The organism is Tardiphaga sp. 619_E2_N8_4 (assembly GCF_051810905.1).
GTDB lineage: Bacteria > Pseudomonadota > Alphaproteobacteria > Rhizobiales > Xanthobacteraceae > Tardiphaga > Tardiphaga robiniae.
Genome location: NZ_JBPWQJ010000001.1, coordinates 462,788 through 481,254 on the forward strand (window position 1 = coordinate 462,788; position 18,467 = coordinate 481,254).

An 18,467-nucleotide genomic window follows, 5' to 3' on the forward strand; every position below is an offset into this window, starting at 1 on the left:
CCCCGGAATATCAATAGCTTACTAATTTGTTCTTAATTTGTTCCAATTTTTATAAATTCGGTTCTCGCATGCCTGCCCAAATCCCGGGCAGCCCCATGGCAAAAGCTCGCCACCCCCACGGGTTCCGGGAGCAGCCAAATGCGCGTATGATTTTGGTCAGTGACACAGCTCAGGATGGCCGGTTTGTCAGATCTATCAGTCCCAGCAAAATTCCAGCCCGAGAATACGGCTGTCGATGAACTGGCGCTTGCCGACATCAAGAGCGCTATCCTCGTCAAGTTGAGGCTGGCAATCGGCAAGGAAGCCGCATTCGCCACCAAGCACGATTGGTACAAGGCTGCCGCCCTGACGCTGCGGGACCGCATGGTGCATCGCTGGCTGAGCTCGGACAAAGAGAGCTACGATGCCGGCCGCAAGCGGGTCTATTACCTCTCGCTGGAATTCCTGATCGGCCGCCTGTTCACCGACGCGCTGAACAATATGGGCCTGCTGCCGCTGTTCGAAGCCGCGCTCGGCGATCTTGGTGTCGGCCTCGACGAACTCCGCAAATGCGAGCCCGATGCAGCGCTCGGCAATGGCGGCCTCGGCCGCCTCGCCGCTTGCTTCATGGAGAGCATGGCAACGCTCGGCATTCCAGCTTTTGGCTACGGCATCCGCTACAACTTCGGCCTGTTCCGTCAGGTCATCTCGCACGGCGTGCAGCAGGAATATCCCGACGAGTGGCTCGGCTTTGGCAATCCGTGGGAACTACCGCGGCGGGAAGTCACGTATAACGTCTATTTCGGTGGCAGCATCGAGACCGTCGAGGACGGCAAGGGCCGCAAGCAGGTCATCTGGCATCCCGGCGAGACCGTCGAGGCCGTTGCCTATGACACGCCCATCGTCGGCTGGCGCGGCCAACATGTGAACGCGCTGCGGCTGTGGTCGGCGCGCGCGCCGGATCCGCTGCGGCTCGACGTCTTCAACACCGGCGACTATGTCAGCGCCAGCGCCGAGCAGGCGCGCGCCGAAGCGATCTGCAAATTCCTCTATCCGAACGACGAGAGCGCCGCCGGCCGCGAATTGCGTCTGCGCCAGGAATACTTCTTCGTCTCCGCCTCGCTGCAGGATCTGGTGAAGCGTCACCTCCATTCCGACGGCAATCTGCGTGGCCTCGCCAACAAGGCGGCGGTGCAGATGAACGACACGCATCCGAGCTTGGCCATCGCCGAGCTGATGCGCATCCTGGTCGATCAGCACAATATGCGCTGGGATGCCGCCTGGCAGATCACCAACGCGACCTTGTCCTATACCAACCACACGCTGCTGCCCGAAGCGCTGGAGACCTGGCCGGTCGAACTGTTCCAGCGTCTGCTGCCGCGGCATCTCGAAATCATCTACCGCATCAACGAAGCGCATCTCGACCGCGCCGATGCGACGCGCCCCGGCGACACCGCCTATCGCGCTTCGGTCTCGATCATCGACGAGACGTCAGGTCGGCGCGTGCGCATGGGCAATCTCGCGTTCATCGGCTCGCACCGCATCAACGGCGTCTCGGCGATGCATTCGGAGTTGATGAAGGAGACCGTGTTCCACGATCTCAACCAGCTCTATCCCGGTCGCATCACCAACAAGACCAACGGCATTACTTTCCGCCGCTGGCTGATGCTGGCCAATCCGAAGCTCACCGACCTGTTGCGCGCCACTTGCGGCGAAGCCGTGCTCGACGATCCCACGCGGCTCATCAAGCTCGAGGCTTTTGCCGGCGATGCCGCGTTCCAGCAGGAATTCCGCAAGGTCAAGCATCACAACAAACTCGCGCTCGCGCGTGTGATCGGCGAGAAGCTCGGCGTACAGGCCGATCCCTCGGCGCTGTTCGACGTGCAGATCAAGCGCATCCACGAATACAAGCGACAATTGCTCAACCTCATTGAAACAGTCGCGCTGTATCAGGCGATCAAGGACGAGCCCAGCAAGGACTGGGTGCCGCGCGTCAAGATTTTCGCCGGCAAGGCGGCGGCGAGCTATCGTTATGCCAAGCTGATCATTCGCCTGATCAACGATGTGGCCGAAGTCGTGAACAACGACACCACCATCGGTGGCAAGCTGAAGGTCGCGTTCCTGCCTGACTACAATGTCAGCCTGGCGGAAGTCATCATTCCCGCGGCCGATCTGTCCGAACAGATCTCGACCGCCGGTATGGAAGCCTCCGGCACCGGCAACATGAAGCTCTCGCTGAACGGCGCGCTGACCATCGGCACGCTGGACGGCGCCAATATCGAAATCCGCGACAATGTCGGCCCGGAGAATATCGCGATCTTCGGCATGACCGCCGCCGAAGTTGTCGAGCGCCGTGCCAAGGGCCTGGATGCCTCCGACGTCATCAACAAGTCGCCCAATCTCGGCCGCGCGATCCAGGCGATCGAGACCGGCGCATTCTCGCCGGATGATCCCGGCCGCTATGCTTCCGTCGGCCACGCGTTGCGCCATCTCGATCACTATGTGGTCTCGGCTGACTTCGACTCCTATTACGAAGCCCAACGCGGCATCGACACGCGGTGGAGGGCTGGCTCAGCCTGGAGTCGCGCCGCGATCCTCAACACCGCCAGGATGGGCTGGTTCTCGTCAGACCGCACCATCCGCGAATATGCCGATGATATCTGGGGCGTGCCGGTTGCTGGCGATCTGCCGGGCACACCGAGTCTGCAGGCACGAAAGGCAACGTAAGCGCGACGGTGCTCACGCGCGATACGCAACGAGCACCGCGCCGCAGGCGATCAGGATGACGCCGAGCCAGTTCGGCAGCGACAATTTCTCGCCGAGAAACAACACGGCGAACACCGCCACAAACACGACGCTGAGCTTGTCGATCGGCGCGACCTGTGCGGCATTGCCAAGCTTCAGCGCGCGGAAGTAGCAGATCCACGATGCTCCGGTCGCGAAACCAGACAGCACCAGAAACACCCACGTCTTCGCTGATACATTGGACGGCGACTGCCAGTTGCCGGTGACATAGACCATCATGCCAGCGGCAAAGAGAATGACGATGGTGCGGATGAACGTCGCGAAGTCCGAATTGACGTTCTCGATGCCGACCTTGGCGAAGATCGCCGTCAGCGCCGCAAAACCCGCGGACAGCAGCGCCCAGAACGGCCAGGAGAGCATGACGTTTTTCATTTGAAGTGTCCTTGCCTGTCAGCCGTCATTGCGAGGAGCCCTTGCGACGAAGCAATCCAGTCTTCGCGTTCTAGCTGGTCGTGCATCGCATGCCGACTAACGGTTTCGTCATGGCCAGGCATAATGACTGATAGGTTCTGCCTGACATGAAAAAGGCGGCCTTACGGCCGCCCTTTCGCATTCATAATCGCTACAGCGAATTACTCAGCTGCCAGCTTCACATCCGGCGCCGCAGCGCGGACATCCGCATCGACTTGCGCTTCGAATTTGGCGAAGTTCTTCTGGAACATGCCGACCAGTTTTCGCGCAGTCGCGTCGAATTCGGCCTTGTCCTTCCAGGTGTTGACGGGATCGAGGATCTCCGACGGCACGCCATCCAGCGCGGTCGGGACCGCGAAGCCGAAATACTTGTCGGTGCGGAATTCCACGTTGCGCAGCGAGCCGTTCAGCGCCGCAGTCAGCAGCGCGCGGGTCACCTTGATCGGCATGCGCGAACCGACGCCATACTTGCCACCGGTCCAGCCGGTATTGACCAGCCAGCAGTCGACATTGTGCTTGGCGATCAGGTCACGCAGCATGTTGCCATAGACCGAGGGATCGAGCGGCAGGAAGGGCGAGCCGAAGCAGGTCGAGAATTCCGGCTCCGGATCGTTGCCGAGGCCGCGCTCGGTGCCGGCGACCTTGGCGGTGTAGCCGGACAGGAAGTGATACATCGCCTGCGCCGGAGTCAGCTTGGCGATCGGCGGCAGCACGCCGAACGCGTCGGCGGCGAGCATCACCACGTTCTTCGGCTGCGGCGCGCGGCCGGTGCGCGAGGCGTTCGGGATGAAGTCGAGCGGATAGGCCGAGCGGGTGTTCTCAGTCTTCGAACCATCGTCGAAATCCGGCAGGCGGGTATTGGCGTCGAGCACGACGTTTTCCAGCACCGCGCCGAAGCGCTTGCTCGCCGCATAGATCGCGGGCTCGGCTTCCTCGGAGAGCTTGATGGTCTTGGCGTAGCAGCCGCCTTCGAAATTGAAGATGCCGTCCTTGCCCCAGCCATGCTCGTCGTCGCCAATCAGCGTGCGCTTCGGATCGGCCGAGAGCGTGGTCTTGCCGGTGCCCGACAGGCCGAAGAAGATCGCGCTGTCGCCGTCGGGGCCGACATTGGCCGAGCAATGCATCGGCAGCACGCCCTTGGCGGGCAGATAGTAGTTCAGCGTGGTGAAGACCGACTTCTTCATTTCGCCGGCATAATAAGACCCGCCGATCAGGACGATCTTGCGGGCGAAATCGATTGCCACGACGTTTTCCGAGCGGCAGCCGTGACGTTTGGGATCGGCCTTGAAGCTCGGCAGGTCGATGATGGTGAGTTCAGGCACGAAGTCCTTCAACGCAGCTGCTTCCGGACGGATCAGCAGCGTGCGGATGAACAGGGAGTGCCATGCGAGTTCGGTGAACACGCGGGTCTTGATCTGGAAACTCGGATCGGCGCCGCCATAAAGGTCCTGCGCGAACAGGGTCATGCCTTCGGCGTGCTTCTTGAAATCGATATAGAGCGCTTCGAACTGCTCCGGCGTGATCGCCTGATTGCCAGCCCACCACATCTGTTCGGTGGAAGCGTCCTTGACGGTGAACTTGTCCTTTGGGCTGCGGCCGGTGAATTCACCCGTGTCAGCACAGAGCGCGCCATCGGACGACAATTCGGCTTCGCCGTTACGCAGCGAATATTCGTAAAGCTGCGGCGCGCCGAGATTCCAGTTCACCGCTTTGAGATTTTTCAGTCCGAATTTGTCGGCGCCATAGGCACCGTTGCGTACGCCCGTCTCTTGCACGGAATATTCCTCCTTGAGTCCGCATATCCGACCTGTGCAACTGTCTTCAATCGCACGTCAGCAGCGGTAGCCGTCATTATAACCACCGAGGCCGTAACCCGGCGATCTAATAGTGACGAAGATGTGAAATGCCAAGCTGCAGTCCGCATATTTGGTTTATTCCAGCACGGCACTTGATACCGCTCAATTATTCAAAGCGCGGGCCTGCTCTGCGAGTTCCTTCAGGACTTGCCGCAATGCACCCGGAGTGACAATCCGCCGCGGAAAGTCCAGCCGGATCACCGTCGCGCCGTTCTGCAGGTCCATGCCATCCGGATCGCATCCGGTGCACCGCCAGTCGCCAGCGTCCGCGTGGAGAAGCTTGGTTGCATAGAGATTGAGCGCGTCGAGATGATCGGCGTTCATATGAGCAACGGCGCCCTCCTCGGCCTCGAGCATGCCTTCGGCATCGGTGAGATCGGTCAGAAATTGCTCTGGCTTCAGGTCGTTAATGCGGCCAAAGCCGGCCACCAGATGGGCACTCTTCGGCTTGATCCGGAAGAACGAAAAATCCTTAAAATCCACAAAGACTTGCGCGGATGGATGGACGCTGAGATAGCGGCGGCGCAGCAGCGATCTTTCGCTGTCGCTGGCCTCCTGCGCGATACCTCCGAGCATGATGCGTGAGCCCTCCAGGGGGTCCCCGGGCGCCCGCTCATCCAGCATCAGCGAGACGCGGGCATCCGCCAGAATATTGCGGGTATGCAGCGCGAGCCGGGAAATCAGGAGAATCGGCGACCCGTCCGGGTGGCTGGCGACATTGGCCAGCGCACAATAAGGATCGCCGGAACCGACTGCCAGGGTGGCAAGCGCCCCCTGCCGACTGCGCCGCAACAGCGACCGGGTGACGCGCGAGGGGTCGAAATCGGAGGTCGGCTGCATGGTTAAATCCCGTATTTCATTGCAAAAAGTGGCTATTTCTTCTTCCCCGGGAGGTCTATACATCTACGGAACCCACGCGTCATTCAAGCGTTCAGGGAACTCGGCCACACTTCAGCCCAGCTTGCATTGCTCGTTGACTGTGTTCTTAAGGCCACCTCATACGGCGGATTGTTGAATTCTGCCGGATAGCCCATCCCGCTTCGGAAAGCAGGCTCATGCCAACTATCGCACTGGTCGACGACGACCGTAACATTCTCACATCCGTATCGATCGCGCTGGAAGCCGAGGGCTACCGCATCATGACCTATACGGATGGTGCTTCCGCACTCGATGGCTTCCGCACGAGCCAGCCGGACCTCGCAATCCTCGATATCAAGATGCCCCGCATGGACGGCATGGAGACGTTGCGCCGTCTGCGCCAGAAGTCCGATCTGCCGGTGATCTTCCTGACGTCGAAGGACGAGGAGATCGACGAGCTGTTCGGCCTGAAAATGGGCGCCGACGATTTCATCCGCAAACCGTTCTCGCAGCGTCTGCTGGTCGAGCGCGTCAAGGCCGTGCTGCGCCGCGCCGCGCCGAAGGACCCAACTGCCGCTCCGAAGGAGACCGACGCCAAGGCGCTCGATCGCGGTTTGCTGCGGATGGATCCGGAACGTCACACCTGCACCTGGAAGAACGAGCCGGTCACACTGACCGTCACTGAGTTCCTGATCCTGCAGGCGCTGGCGACGCGCCCCGGTGTGGTGAAGAGCCGGAACGCGCTGATGGATGCCGCCTATGACGATCAGGTCTATGTGGACGATCGCACCATCGACAGCCACATCAAGCGGCTGCGCAAGAAGTTCAAGGTCGTCGACGACGACTTCGAGATGATCGAGACGCTGTATGGCGTCGGTTATCGCTTCAAGGAAACCTGATCTGTAAGGGTTCCCGCGGCACGGCTGGGGGCCTGACGGCTCAGCCGTGCTGCGCTAGAATGCGCATACACATACGCAACAATGAGCGCCGCGTGATGTATCGCAGATATCGACAACAACCGGGCAGTTTTGGCATTGCTGGATCGTACGCAGCCTGATGAAAGCCTGGACGCCGACGGCACGTCGCCGAATGCGGCAGGCGGCGATGCCGATCGCACCCGTCGCGGCTGGCAGCGCCCGCTCGACTGGCTGCGCCGTGCCCGGCAGTTCTTCGTTGCGCTGACCTTTTCAAGTCTGACGCGCCGCATCGTCTCGCTCAACCTCGCCGGCCTCTGCGCGCTGGTCGCCAGCATTCTCTATCTCTCGCAGTTTCGCGCCGGCCTGATCGACGCGCGTGCGCAGAGCTTGCTGGTGCAGGCCGAAATCATCGCCAGCGCAATTGCCGCTTCGGCAACCGTCGAAACCAATACGATCACGATCGACCCCGACCGCTTGCTCGATCTCAAGCCCGGTGAAACCTATGGCGTGCCGGACGAACTCTCCGGCCTCGATTTCCCGATCAATCCAGAACGCGTTGCACCGGTGTTGCGGCGGCTGATCTCCCCGACCAAGACGCGCGCGCGCATCTACGACCGCGACGGCGTGCTGATCCTCGACAGCCGCAGCCTTTATGGCCGCGGAGATGTGCTGCGTTTCGAACTGCCGCCGCCGACCACCGAGAAGCCCGGCTTTGCCGAACGCACAATGATCGCGGTCCGAACCTGGCTCAATCGCGGCGACCTTCCGCTATATCGCGAACTCGGCCCGGAAAATGGCAATGGCTATCAGGAAGTGCAGCAGTCGCTCGACGGTCTGAAGAGCAGCATGGTGCGCATCAACGAACGGGGCGAAGTCATCGTTTCGGTCGCCGTACCAGTGCAGCGCTTCCGCGCCGTGCATGGTTCGCTGATGCTGTCGACCCAGGGCGACGACATCGACCAGATGGTGACGGCCGAGCGTCTGGCGATTCTGAAAGTCTTTGCGGTCGCCGCCGTGGTGATGATCGTGCTGTCGCTGCTGCTGGCATCGACCATCGCAGGTCCGGTGCGACGTCTTGCCGACAGCGCCGAACGCGTTCGCCGCCGCATCCGCACCCGTGTCGAGATCCCGGATTTCACACGCCGCCGCGACGAGATCGGGCATCTCTCCGGCGCGCTGCGCGACATGACCGATGCGCTTTATAACCGCATCGAGGCGATCGAGATGTTCGCGGCCGACGTCTCCCACGAGCTCAAGAATCCTTTGACCTCGCTGCGCTCCGCCGTGGAAACACTCCCGCTGGCAAAGAACGACAACAGCCGCGGCCGCCTGCTCGCGGTGATCGAACACGACGTGCGGCGGCTTGACCGGTTGATCTCGGATATTTCCGACGCCAGCCGTCTCGACGCCGAACTACAGCGCAACGACACTGCGCCCGTCGATCTCCGACGGTTGTTGACCACACTGACCTCGGTCGCCAACGAAACCAAGCTCGGTCATGACGTCGGCGTTGAAGTCCGCTTCGAAGGCGCTGCCAGTGATGCGTTTTCGGTGCCCGGCCACGACTCCCGCCTCGGTCAGGTCATCACCAATCTCGTCACCAATGCGCAGTCATTCTCGACGCCCGGTGGCAAGGTGCGGATCGTCTGCCGTCGCCTGAAAGGCAAGATCGAGATCGTGGTCGATGACGACGGCCCCGGCATCGGACTGGATGCACTCGAACGGATCTTCGAACGCTTTTACACCGACCGCCCACATCAGGGCTTTGGTCAGAATTCCGGTCTGGGCCTGTCGATTTCCAAGCAGATCGTCGAAGCTCATAGCGGTACGATCTGGGCGGAGAACCGCATCGGCCCGGCCAATGCCGACGGCGAGATCCCGGTGCTGGGTGCACGCTTCGTGGTACGGTTGCCGGCCACATGAGCGCGGATGGCAAAAGCATCCATGCCTCCGCCGTACTGGTCGATGACCGCGCCGTCCTGATCCGGGGGCCGTCCGGCTCCGGGAAATCGCGGCTGGTCTTCGACCTGATCCTCGCCGCTCAGAGCGGACAGCTTCCCGAGGCCATGCTGGTCGGCGACGACCGGGTACATCTGGATGTCAGAGATGGAAAACTGTGGGTACGGCCGGCGCCCGAACTGGTCGGGCTGCTTGAGATCAGAGGGCTCGGAATCCGGCGGCTGGACTGCGCCACCGGTGCCATTGTCGGGCTGGTGGTCGATCTCGACGCCACCGACGCCGCGCGCCTGCCAGAGCCGGAAGCGCTCAGAATCACACTGGAGGGCGTCGAATTGCCCCGAATCCCGGTCAGAGCGGGTTTTTCACCACTACCATTGGTCGTAGCCGCACTTACGACAATCGATGGTTTAGCCGCAGTGCGACCTTTGGACGATTGCTCGAAGGGAATTGGTAACCATATTAGTCCCACTATCGCCACCGAATAGACCCGCGCTACTTCCCGCCGCATCCGTGCAATTTAAGGGAGATTCGCGAAGAGCCCTCTTGCATAGGGGCTCTGGATGGTCAAAGTGGCCCTTTCGTGCGGTGCACCAAAAGCACCCACGAGGAGTTTCCGATGATTGGTCTAGTACTTGTGACCCATGGGCGCCTTGCCGACGAGTTTAAGGCGGCGCTTGAACACGTAATGGGTCCGCAAAAACAAATTGAAGCCGTGACGATCGGCGCCGAAGACGATTCCGATTTGTGTCGCAGCGACATTATCGAAGCGGTCAATCGCGTCGACAGTGGCGATGGCGTTGCCATCCTCACTGATATGTTCGGCGGCACGCCATCGAATCTGGCGATCTCCTGCATGAGCCGGCCGAAGGTCGAGGTTCTTGCCGGTATCAATCTGCCCATGCTGGTGAAGCTCGCAAAGGTGCGCGAAGAGCGCACGCTGCCCGATGCGATCGCCATGGCGCAGGAAGCCGGCCGCAAATACGTCACCATCGCCAGCCGCGTTCTCGCCGGCAAATGAGCGACAGCCCAGACGATACGACGGTGTCCGGCAGCGTCTCCCGCGAGATTCCGATTACCAACAAACGTGGCCTTCATGCGCGCGCCTCTGCCAAATTCGTGCAGATGGTCGAGCGGTTCAATGCCGACGTCACGGTGACGCGCAACGGCGAGACCGTTGGCGGTACATCCATCATGGGCCTGATGATGCTGTCCGCCGGACCCGGGACCAGCATCATGGTCACTGCCAAAGGCGCCGAAGCTCAAGCGGCGCTGGATGCGATCACCGAGCTTGTGACCAACAAGTTCGGCGAAGAGTAGCGGTTCGCCGAAAGCTGCTTCGTCAGCGAACGGCTATTTCATCGCGCCAGGCGCCATCACATAGACATTCCACCGCGTGGTCGTGCCGACATTGCCCTTGAAGAAGCGTCGCGTCGACATCACGATGCGTTCGGCATTCGGGAGATTGTCCTTCATCCACGCTTCGCAGCGATCGAATTTCCAGTCACCGACCATGCAGATTCCGATGAAGCCGTTACGCTTCGCTTCGGCCATCGACGTCACGCCTGACGGCCATGGCTCGTAAGGCGTCAGCGGCAGCGGATGATCGGGACTGTAGAACGTCATCTGCTCGGCAACATCGACGAAGCCCACGACCTCGCTCCAGCGCGTGTGGAAGCGCTTGTGCCAGACTTCGGTGAGTTCGCGCGCGAGTTGCGAGTAGGAGATGTGAGCGAAATTGCCGTTGGCATCGCGCGGCAGTGACGCGATGGCGATCTGCGGTGCGGCGGCGAGCGTGACCAGCGACAGCACCAGCCAGATCGCGGCGAGCCGTACCAGCGCGACCCGCGGCATCTTCAGCGCCGGGATCGCAATGACCGCCAGCGGCACCAAGAAGAACAGCGAGATACCCCAATCGGTCTTGATATAAACGTCGAACAACAACGCACCGATCGGCGGGCCGACGGCGACAATGGCCTGGATCAGCCAGATATTCAGGGCCCGGTCCCTGCGGACACCGGGATTGGTCGTCAGTGACCACGGCCGCTTGACGAATGCGCGGGGATCGCGCGCCACCGACACCCACCAGCGCGGGCTCCAGGCCAGCACCGCAGCGGCCAGACCCAGCGGCAACAGCAGCAGCGCGATATTGTGGCCAACATAGCCCCATGCCAGTTGCAGGCTCTCCCAGCGTGACGAGATCGCATAGGTATTGCCGGCGTAACGAAATGGCGCGTATTCCACCTGCCGCACCCAGTCGAGATGCGGAATCATCGCCGCCGCCATCGTCGCGATGGCGATCCATGGTGCCGGCGATCGCAGGAACAGCATCCGCTGCGGATGGATCAGCGCGGCCAGACCGATGGCGCCGATCATCGTCACCACCCAGTATTTGGTCATCAGCGCCAGCGCAGCGGCGACGCCAAGCAGGAAGCCCGAGCGAATCGAGCGCTTCTCGAAAGCGTGCAAATAGGCCAGCACCACCAGCGGCAAAGTTACCAGCTGCAGCAGGTCCGGATTGTATTTGAAGCCCTTGAAATTGAAGATCGGATAGATCGCGACCATCAGCAGCACGAAAAAGGCACGGCGGCGATCGACCACGCGCAGCGCGATCGCCCAGCAAAGGATCATGCCGATGCCGACCGTGACCATGGCGAGCAGATAGGTCGCCCAGTCCACCGGCGGGAAAAATTTGAACCAGACGCCCGAGATCCAGCCCGACAGCGGCGGATGCTTCCCGTAGCCCATCAGGAACTTCTGCCCCCAGGCATAGCCCTCGGAGACGTCGAAATGGATGTCCTGCGCCGCCTTTACCTGGGTCAGGATCGCGGTCCATAGCACCACATGGGCGATCGTGAAGCCGAGCACCAGCAGGACGCTCAATTGCGGATCACACGCCCAGGCAACGAGCCGCGCAGCGCCGCGGCGGCCGATCGACAGCAAGCCCCGGCGTTTGGCGGGGGTAGAGGAAGCGATTGTACTCATGGGCCCCTGCCTAGCGTGTTTCGGGCCGGAGTAAAATCAGGATGCCGTGACGGAAACAGGGCCGGGAATCAGGCCGAAACCCGCATTAAGGTTGCCGCATCGGGGCCTGAATGCTATCCCGCGCGCATGACAACCTCCCCGATTTCGAACGTCCGCAACTTCTCCATCGTCGCCCATATCGACCATGGCAAATCGACGCTGGCCGACCGCCTGATCCAGATCACCGGCGGCTTGCAGGCGCGCGAGATGAAGGAGCAGGTGCTCGATTCGATGGATATCGAGCGCGAGCGCGGCATCACCATCAAGGCGCAGACTGTCCGCCTGCATTACAAGGCCAAAGACGGCAAGGATTACATCTTCAATCTGATGGACACGCCCGGCCACGTCGACTTCGCCTACGAGGTCTCGCGTTCGCTGGCGGCCTGCGAAGGCGCGCTGCTGGTGGTCGACGCCTCACAGGGCGTGGAAGCGCAGACGCTCGCCAACGTCTATCACGCACTCGACGCCAATCTCGAAATTGTGCCGATCCTCAACAAGGTCGATCTGCCCGCGGCAGAGCCCGAGCAGGTGAAGAAGCAGATCGAGGACGTCATCGGCATCGACGCCTCAGACGCGTTGATGATCTCGGCAAAAACGGGTCTGGGCGTGCCTGACGTTCTGGAAGCCATCGTGCACCGGCTGCCGCCACCGAAGGGTGACCGCGACGCCACGCTGAAGGCGCTGTTGGTCGATAGCTGGTACGACGTTTATCTCGGCGTCGTCGTCCTCATCCGCGTCGTCGACGGCGTCATGAAGAAGGGCCAGCGCGTCCGCATGATGGGCACCAACGCCGCCTATGATGTCGAGCGCGTCGGCTACTTCACGCCGAAGATGGTCAATGTGGACGAACTCGGTCCCGGCGAGATCGGCTTCATCACCGCCGCTATCAAGGAAGTCGCGGACACCCGCGTCGGCGACACCATCACCGACGATCGCAAGCCGGTCACCGAGATGCTGCCGGGCTTCAAGCCCGCGATCCCCGTGGTGTTCTGCGGGTTGTTCCCGGTCGATGCCGACGACTTCGAGACGCTGCGCGCCGCGATGGGCAAGCTGCGGCTGAACGACGCAAGCTTCTCGTTCGAAATGGAAACCTCGGCTGCATTGGGCTTCGGCTTCCGCTGCGGCTTCCTCGGCCTGCTGCATCTGGAAATCATCCAGGAGCGCCTGAGCCGCGAGTTCGATCTCAACCTGATCGCGACCGCGCCAAGCGTGATCTACAAGATGCACCTCACCGATGGCGAGGAGATCGAGATCCACAATCCGATCGACATGCCGGATGTGGTGAAGATCGCCGAGATCCAGGAGCCGTGGATCGAAGCCACGATCCTGACGCCCGATGAATATCTCGGCAGCGTGCTGAAGCTCTGCCAGGAACGCCGTGGCAATCAGAAAGAGCTGACCTATGTCGGCGCCCGCGCGATGGTGAAATACGAGCTGCCGCTCAACGAAGTGGTGTTCGATTTTTACGATCGCCTGAAGTCGATCTCGAAGGGCTACGCCTCGTTCGACTATCATCTGACCGACTACAAGGCCGCCGATCTCGTTAAGATGCAGATCCTGGTCAATGCCGAGCCGGTCGACGCGCTGTCGATGCTCGTGCATCGCACCCGCGCCGAAGGCCGTGGCCGCGCCATGGTCGAGAAGATGAAGGAACTGATCCCACCGCACATGTTCGTCATCCCGATCCAGGCGGCGATCGGCGGCAAGGTGATTGCCCGCGAAACCGTCCGCGCGCTGCGCAAGGACGTGACCGCGAAGTGCTATGGCGGCGATATCAGCCGCAAGCGCAAACTTCTGGAGAAGCAGAAGGAAGGCAAGAAGAAGATGCGGCAGTTCGGCAAGGTCGACATCCCGCAGGAAGCGTTTATTGCCGCGCTGAAGGTGGATAGCTGAGATCAACCGCCCGCCGTTCTGACCAGAGGTACCGCATATGACTGCGATACGGGATGCGAACAGAACGGCGAAGCGACCTCCCCAAGGCTTTTCAGATCCAGCTGTCAAAGCAGCATTCGACCAGCATCCGCCGGCGATCAAGGCTAGGCTCTTGGCGCTCCGGCAACTGATCTTCGAGACCGCCGCAGGGATCGAAGGCCTAGGCCCGCTCGACGAGACACTGAAGTGGAATCAGCCGAGTTATCTCACGGCGGCAACCGGAAGCGGCAGCACGATCCGGATCGACCGGATCAAGGACACCAACCGGTACGCGATCTACTTCAACTGCAATACCAATTTGGTTGAAACGTTTCGCTCGCTGTATCCCGAAAGCCTGAACTACAGCGGTAACCGAAGCATCATCCTCAGCCTCGACGACGACCCTCCCGAAATCGCTCTGCGCCATTGCGTCGGACTGGCGCTCACCTATCACCGAAGCAAACGCAAGCCGCGCTCATAGGCACCGCGAGAAGCATTGAGCGGATTCTGCAACGACGCTTGCCGTTTCGCGGCTTTTCGGCGCTTCCGCTTGCGGCTGAAAATGAACGGATCCGCCAATTGCGACGACCCATTCCGGATGAGTGGAAATTGCATTCCAGAGATCTGTCCCGACAATCTCGCCCGCCGCTATGACACGGCGCGCGGATGGTTCGTCGATGCATTGTCTATTGCCGCAGCCGCACTGGCCGTATTCCACTACAATCCGGACGGTGTGATCGCCACGATCGTCGTCTTCATCGGGGCCTATGCGGTCGCGCATTATCTCGGGGACGTGATCTGGCTAACCAGCCTGACCTGGCTCTTGTGGCTCACGATGCTGATCTATGCCTGCACCTTCTTCTATACTTTCAGCCACCTCCCGCTGCTCACCGCTTTGCTCCTGACCATGTTCCTTCCGGGAATTGCGCAAGCCTATGTGATTTGGGATTTGTGGCCCGCGACAAGCCATCCGCTACCCCTGTTCTGTGTGGCCTGGCTCATCCTGCTGGCGATCTGCATTTTTGAACCAACGACGTTCAGCCGGCTGAGCTCCTTCGTCAAAGCAAGACGCGGCCGGAGCTAGCCGCCGGCACAATTTTCCGCCCGCCGCAATGCGGCAGATTTCTGCGACCAAACATCCCCCACGCCGCCCTTGCCTCCCCGCTCGCCTCCCCTCATGCTGCCCCCCACGACGCCGAAAACGGCGCGTATGAAATTTGGGGAGGATTGAATGATCGCGCACCGCACGGTTGCGGCTACGACGTTTGCTGTTTCGCTGCTTTTTGGCGCTTCCGCACTGGCCCAGCAGGCCAACACGCTTCCGCTCAAGATCGGCGTGCTCGCCGACTTCGCCTCGGTCTATGCCGACATCGGCGGCCAGGGCAATGTCGAGGCAGCGAAGATCGCCATCGAGGAATTCGGCGGCAAGATGTTCGACAAGCCGATCGAACTGGTCACCGCAGATGCGCTGAACAAGGCCGACGTCGCCGCCACCATCTCGCGCAAATGGTATGAGGCCGAGAATGTCGACATGATCATCGACATGCCGACATCGGCCACTGCGCTGGCCGGCATGGAAATGTCGAAGCAGTTCGAAAAGATCATGATCGTCACCGACGCCGCGTCGTCGGACATCACCGGCAAGTCGTGCTCGCCCTATACCGCGCACTGGACCTACGACACCTATGGCAACGCCCACACCGTCGGCAGCGCCATCGTCAAGCAGGGCGGCGATTCCTGGTACTTCATCACAGCGGACTATCTGTTCGGCCATTCCATCGAACGTGACACCGGCGACGTGGTGCGCGCCGCGGGCGGCAAGGTGGTCGGCAGCGCCAAGCATCCGCTGAACACGGCGGACTTCTCGTCCTTCCTGCTGCAGGCACAATCGTCCAAGGCCAAGATCATCGGCATGGCCAATGGCGGTGGCGACACCATCAACACCATCAAGCAGGCGTCGGAATTCGGCATCGTCGCCGGCGGCCAGAAGCTCGCGGGCATCGTGATGTTCATCTCCGACATCCACTCGCTCGGCCTGAAGATGGCGCAGGGCCTGATCATCACCGAGGCCTATTACTGGGATCTCAACGATCGCACCCGCGCCTTCGGCAAGAAGTTCTTCGACAAGATGAAGCGCATGCCGACCATGAACCAGGCCGCGACCTACAGCGCCACGCTGCACTATCTCAAATCCGTGCAGGCCGCAGGCACCCGCGCCACCAAGCCGGTGCTGGCGAAGATGCGCGAGATGCCGGTGCGCGACGCCTTCACCGATAACGGCGTCCTGCGCGAGGACGGCCGCATGGTGCACAGCATGTTCCTGCTCGAGGTCAAGAAGCCGGAAGAATCCAAGGCGCCATGGGATTACTACAAGGTGCTCGCGGAGGTCCCCGGCGATCAGGTGTTCCGGCCGATGAAGGATGGCGGCTGCCAGTATGTGAAGCAGTAACCGCTGACGAGTTCGATCGCCCGGCACGCCGGGCGGTCGACCCACCACAGGCCAACCGGTCGATGGAGCACGTCAATTCTTCATCGGATTTTGAACGAGGACGCCAGTTGCCGGCTTCACCACCGGAGCCCTCAACGAAAACAGCGCCAGGAACGCGAGCGACGTCAGCCCGCCTGTGAGCGCCAGCGCGACGCGCGGGCCACCGTGATCCAGCACAAGGCCGAACAGCAGCGGCGCTGCACCCTGCAGGATGCGCGCCGGCGCGGCCAGCCAGCCGGTTCGCATGCCGTATCCGACGGCGCCAAACATGGCCAGCGGAAGCGTCCCGCGCGCGATCGTGAACAAGCCATTGCCGGCACCGTGCAGAAGGGCGAATGGCAGCGCGACGGGCGCGCCGAACAGGATCAGCAATCCGGCGCCGACGGGATGCAGGCCCGCGGCCAGGCGTGCGGATATCATCGCCGACGCATGTCGTAGCAGACCGAATTCCCCGATCCGGGCTGCGACTTGCGCAGGCCCCATCAAAGCCCCGGCGAGCACGGCCTGCGCCGGGGTGGCCCCGAGCGCTTCCAGCAGGCGCGGCATGTGCGCGGCAAAGGCGGTGGTGACAAACCAGGTCGCACCGAAGACGCCCGCCAGAACGATCATCGCCCATGGAATGCCTGATGTGGGGACGGCAGGCTCATCCAGATGCGCATGCGGCGGCGCCTTCGGAACGAGAAAGCGGTTGAGCGGCAGACCGATGACGATGTGCAACGCGGCCCATGCGAAGCAGGCGCCGCGCCAGCCGAAGGCATCGATCATCGCGGCACTGAGCGGCCAGCCGATGGTGCTCGCAAAACCGGCGAACAGGGTGATGCCGGTGATCGCACTGCGGGCCTGTCGTCCCCACAATCCCGCAACCGTCGCAAACGCAGCCTCATACAGGCCGAAACCCATGCCGGCGCCGATGACCAGCCAGGCCAGGGCCAGCGTGATCGGTCCCGTTGCAACCGCAAGCAAGGCCAGCCCCGCCGCAAACATCAGATTGGTGGCGACAAGCACGTCCCGGCCACCGCTGCGGTCGATCATGCGGCCGGCGAGCGGCCCGAGCAAACCCGACACCAGCAGCGCCACGGAGAACATGGCGAAGAACCACGTCCTGGACAGATGCAGGTCGTCGCAAATGGGATCCGCGAACACGGCCGGAACATAGTAGCTGGAAGCCCATGCCAGTGTCTGCGTCGTACCGAGCGCGGATACGACTTGCCAACGAACGACTGCCACCTCAGTTCACAGCTCCCCGCTCGTACCAGTCCCGTGTCGCCTTCACGATGTGAACCACGGAGAGCATCACCGGCACCTCGATCAGAACGCCGACGACCGTTGCCAGTGCCGCGCCCGATTGAAAACCGAACAGTGCGATCGCCGCGGCCACCGCGAGCTCGAAGAAGTTCGATGCGCCGATCAGGGCGGAGGGGCCGGCCACGCACCAGGCGACACCGAGGCGGCGGTTGAGCCAGTAGGCGAGACCGGCATTGAAATAGACCTGGATCAGGATCGGGACGGCGAGCAGTGCAATAACCATCGGCTGCCGTGTGATCTGCTCGCCTTGCAGGCCGAACAACAGCACCAGGGTCAGCAGGAGCGCGACGAGCGATACCGGGCCGAGTAGCGACAGCGCCTGCGATAGCGCCGCCTCGCCTCCCCTCGCCAGCAATGCGCGCCGCCAGAGTTGCGCGATCGCCACAGGCACGATGATGTAGAGCAGGACGGACAACAGCAACGTGCCCCAAGGCACGGTGATGGATGACAGTCCGAGCAGAAGGCCGACGATCGGCGCGAAGGCGACCACCATGATGGTGTCGTTGAGCGCGACCTGTCCCAACGTGAAGTTCGGCTCGCCATCGACCAGATTCGACCAGACAAACACCATCGCCGTACAAGGCGCAGCGGCAAGCAGAATCAGACCAGCCGTATAGCTATCGATCTGGTCCGCGGGCAGATACGGCCTGAACAGATGGCCGATGAACAGCCAGGCGAGCAGCGCCATCGAGAACGGCTTCACCAGCCAGTTGATTCCGACGGTCGCGGCAATGCCGCGCCAGTGTGCGCCAACGTGACCGAGCGCTCCGAGGTCCACCTTGAGCAGCATGGGAATGATCATCAGCCAGACGAGGACAGCCACCGGCAGATTGACCTGTGCAATCTCCGCCGAGCCCAGCGCATGGAAAACGGCCGGCATCCATCGGCCCAGCAGAATGCCGACGACAATGCAGAGACCGACCCAGATCGTGAGATAGCGCTCGAACAAGCCCATGG

At 61.8% G+C, this 18,467-nt stretch carries 16 protein-coding genes; 10 read left to right on the plus strand and 6 right to left on the minus strand.

Annotated features, from left to right (window positions below; genetic code table 11):
* Positions 1-174 precede the first annotated feature (174 nt).
* Complete coding sequence (locus tag AB8A23_RS02245) at positions 175-2,706, plus strand: glycogen/starch/alpha-glucan phosphorylase (protein ID WP_439060420.1); 2,532 nt, start codon at positions 175-177, stop codon at positions 2,704-2,706.
* A 12-nt stretch (positions 2,707-2,718) separates the two neighbouring features.
* On the opposite strand, the gene AB8A23_RS02250 is transcribed toward AB8A23_RS02245, so the two are convergent.
* From AB8A23_RS02250 to AB8A23_RS02260, 3 genes are all read right to left on the minus strand, one after another.
* Positions 2,719-3,156, minus strand: a complete 438-nt coding sequence (locus AB8A23_RS02250; protein WP_439057014.1) for an EamA family transporter — start codon at positions 3,154-3,156, stop codon at positions 2,719-2,721.
* A gap of 200 nt (positions 3,157-3,356) precedes the next feature.
* Positions 3,357-4,970 (minus strand): phosphoenolpyruvate carboxykinase, encoded by a 1,614-nt coding sequence (locus AB8A23_RS02255; protein ID WP_089262859.1) that lies wholly within the window; start codon positions 4,968-4,970, stop codon positions 3,357-3,359.
* Between the two features lie 183 nt (positions 4,971-5,153).
* Complete coding sequence (locus AB8A23_RS02260; protein WP_439057013.1) at positions 5,154-5,891, minus strand: HugZ family protein; 738 nt, start codon at positions 5,889-5,891, stop codon at positions 5,154-5,156.
* Positions 5,892-6,106: 215 nt separating this feature from the next.
* On the opposite strand from AB8A23_RS02260, the gene AB8A23_RS02265 reads away from it, so the two are divergent.
* The 5 genes from AB8A23_RS02265 to AB8A23_RS02285 all read left to right on the plus strand — a co-directional run bounded on the left by AB8A23_RS02265 (position 6,107) and on the right by AB8A23_RS02285 (position 10,102).
* On the plus strand, positions 6,107-6,808 hold the full coding sequence (locus AB8A23_RS02265) for a response regulator transcription factor (protein WP_068733897.1): 702 nt from the start codon (positions 6,107-6,109) through the stop codon (positions 6,806-6,808).
* A 135-nt stretch (positions 6,809-6,943) separates the two neighbouring features.
* Entirely contained in the window at positions 6,944-8,749 is a 1,806-nt protein-coding gene (locus AB8A23_RS02270) for a stimulus-sensing domain-containing protein (protein WP_439057012.1), read from the plus strand.
* Positions 8,750-8,805: 56 nt separating this feature from the next.
* A complete protein-coding gene (locus AB8A23_RS02275; RefSeq protein ID WP_439066037.1) occupies positions 8,806-9,270 on the plus strand; it encodes an HPr kinase/phosphorylase in 465 nt (154 codons plus the stop codon).
* A gap of 131 nt (positions 9,271-9,401) precedes the next feature.
* Complete coding sequence (locus tag AB8A23_RS02280) at positions 9,402-9,803, plus strand: PTS sugar transporter subunit IIA (protein WP_068733893.1); 402 nt, start codon at positions 9,402-9,404, stop codon at positions 9,801-9,803.
* On the plus strand, positions 9,800-10,102 hold the full coding sequence (locus AB8A23_RS02285; RefSeq protein ID WP_089262865.1) for an HPr family phosphocarrier protein: 303 nt from the start codon (positions 9,800-9,802) through the stop codon (positions 10,100-10,102). Before AB8A23_RS02280 ends, AB8A23_RS02285 begins: the two co-directional genes overlap by 4 nt.
* A 33-nt stretch (positions 10,103-10,135) precedes the next feature.
* Here the strand turns inward: AB8A23_RS02285 and AB8A23_RS02290 are convergent, their stop codons facing one another.
* Positions 10,136-11,767 carry a glycosyltransferase family 39 protein gene (locus tag AB8A23_RS02290; RefSeq protein ID WP_439057011.1) on the minus strand — a complete coding sequence of 544 codons (1,632 nt, stop codon included), beginning with the start codon at positions 11,765-11,767 and terminating at the stop codon, positions 10,136-10,138.
* Positions 11,768-11,893: 126 nt separating this feature from the next.
* On the opposite strand from AB8A23_RS02290, the gene lepA reads away from it, so the two are divergent.
* The 4 genes from lepA to AB8A23_RS02310 all read left to right on the plus strand — a co-directional run bounded on the left by lepA (position 11,894) and on the right by AB8A23_RS02310 (position 16,166).
* A complete protein-coding gene (gene lepA / locus AB8A23_RS02295) occupies positions 11,894-13,699 on the plus strand; it encodes a translation elongation factor 4 (protein WP_089262869.1) in 1,806 nt (601 codons plus the stop codon).
* Between the two features lie 151 nt (positions 13,700-13,850).
* Positions 13,851-14,198, plus strand: coding sequence for a DUF1801 domain-containing protein (locus AB8A23_RS02300; protein ID WP_439057010.1), 348 nt, complete (start codon positions 13,851-13,853; stop codon positions 14,196-14,198).
* A 15-nt stretch (positions 14,199-14,213) separates the two neighbouring features.
* Positions 14,214-14,801: a hypothetical protein gene (locus AB8A23_RS02305; RefSeq protein ID WP_439057009.1), complete on the plus strand. Its 588-nt coding sequence runs from the start codon at positions 14,214-14,216 to the stop codon at positions 14,799-14,801.
* Positions 14,802-14,948: 147 nt separating this feature from the next.
* Entirely contained in the window at positions 14,949-16,166 is a 1,218-nt protein-coding gene (locus AB8A23_RS02310) for an ABC transporter substrate-binding protein (protein ID WP_089262875.1), read from the plus strand.
* 72 nt (positions 16,167-16,238) lie between these two features.
* On the opposite strand, the gene AB8A23_RS02315 is transcribed toward AB8A23_RS02310, so the two are convergent.
* Together AB8A23_RS02315 and arsB are read right to left on the minus strand one after the other, a co-directional pair.
* Complete coding sequence (locus AB8A23_RS02315) at positions 16,239-17,432, minus strand: MFS transporter (protein WP_439057008.1); 1,194 nt, start codon at positions 17,430-17,432, stop codon at positions 16,239-16,241.
* A 1-nt stretch (position 17,433) separates the two neighbouring features.
* Complete coding sequence (arsB, locus tag AB8A23_RS02320; protein WP_439060418.1) at positions 17,434-18,465, minus strand: ACR3 family arsenite efflux transporter; 1,032 nt, start codon at positions 18,463-18,465, stop codon at positions 17,434-17,436.
* Positions 18,466-18,467 lie beyond the last annotated feature (2 nt).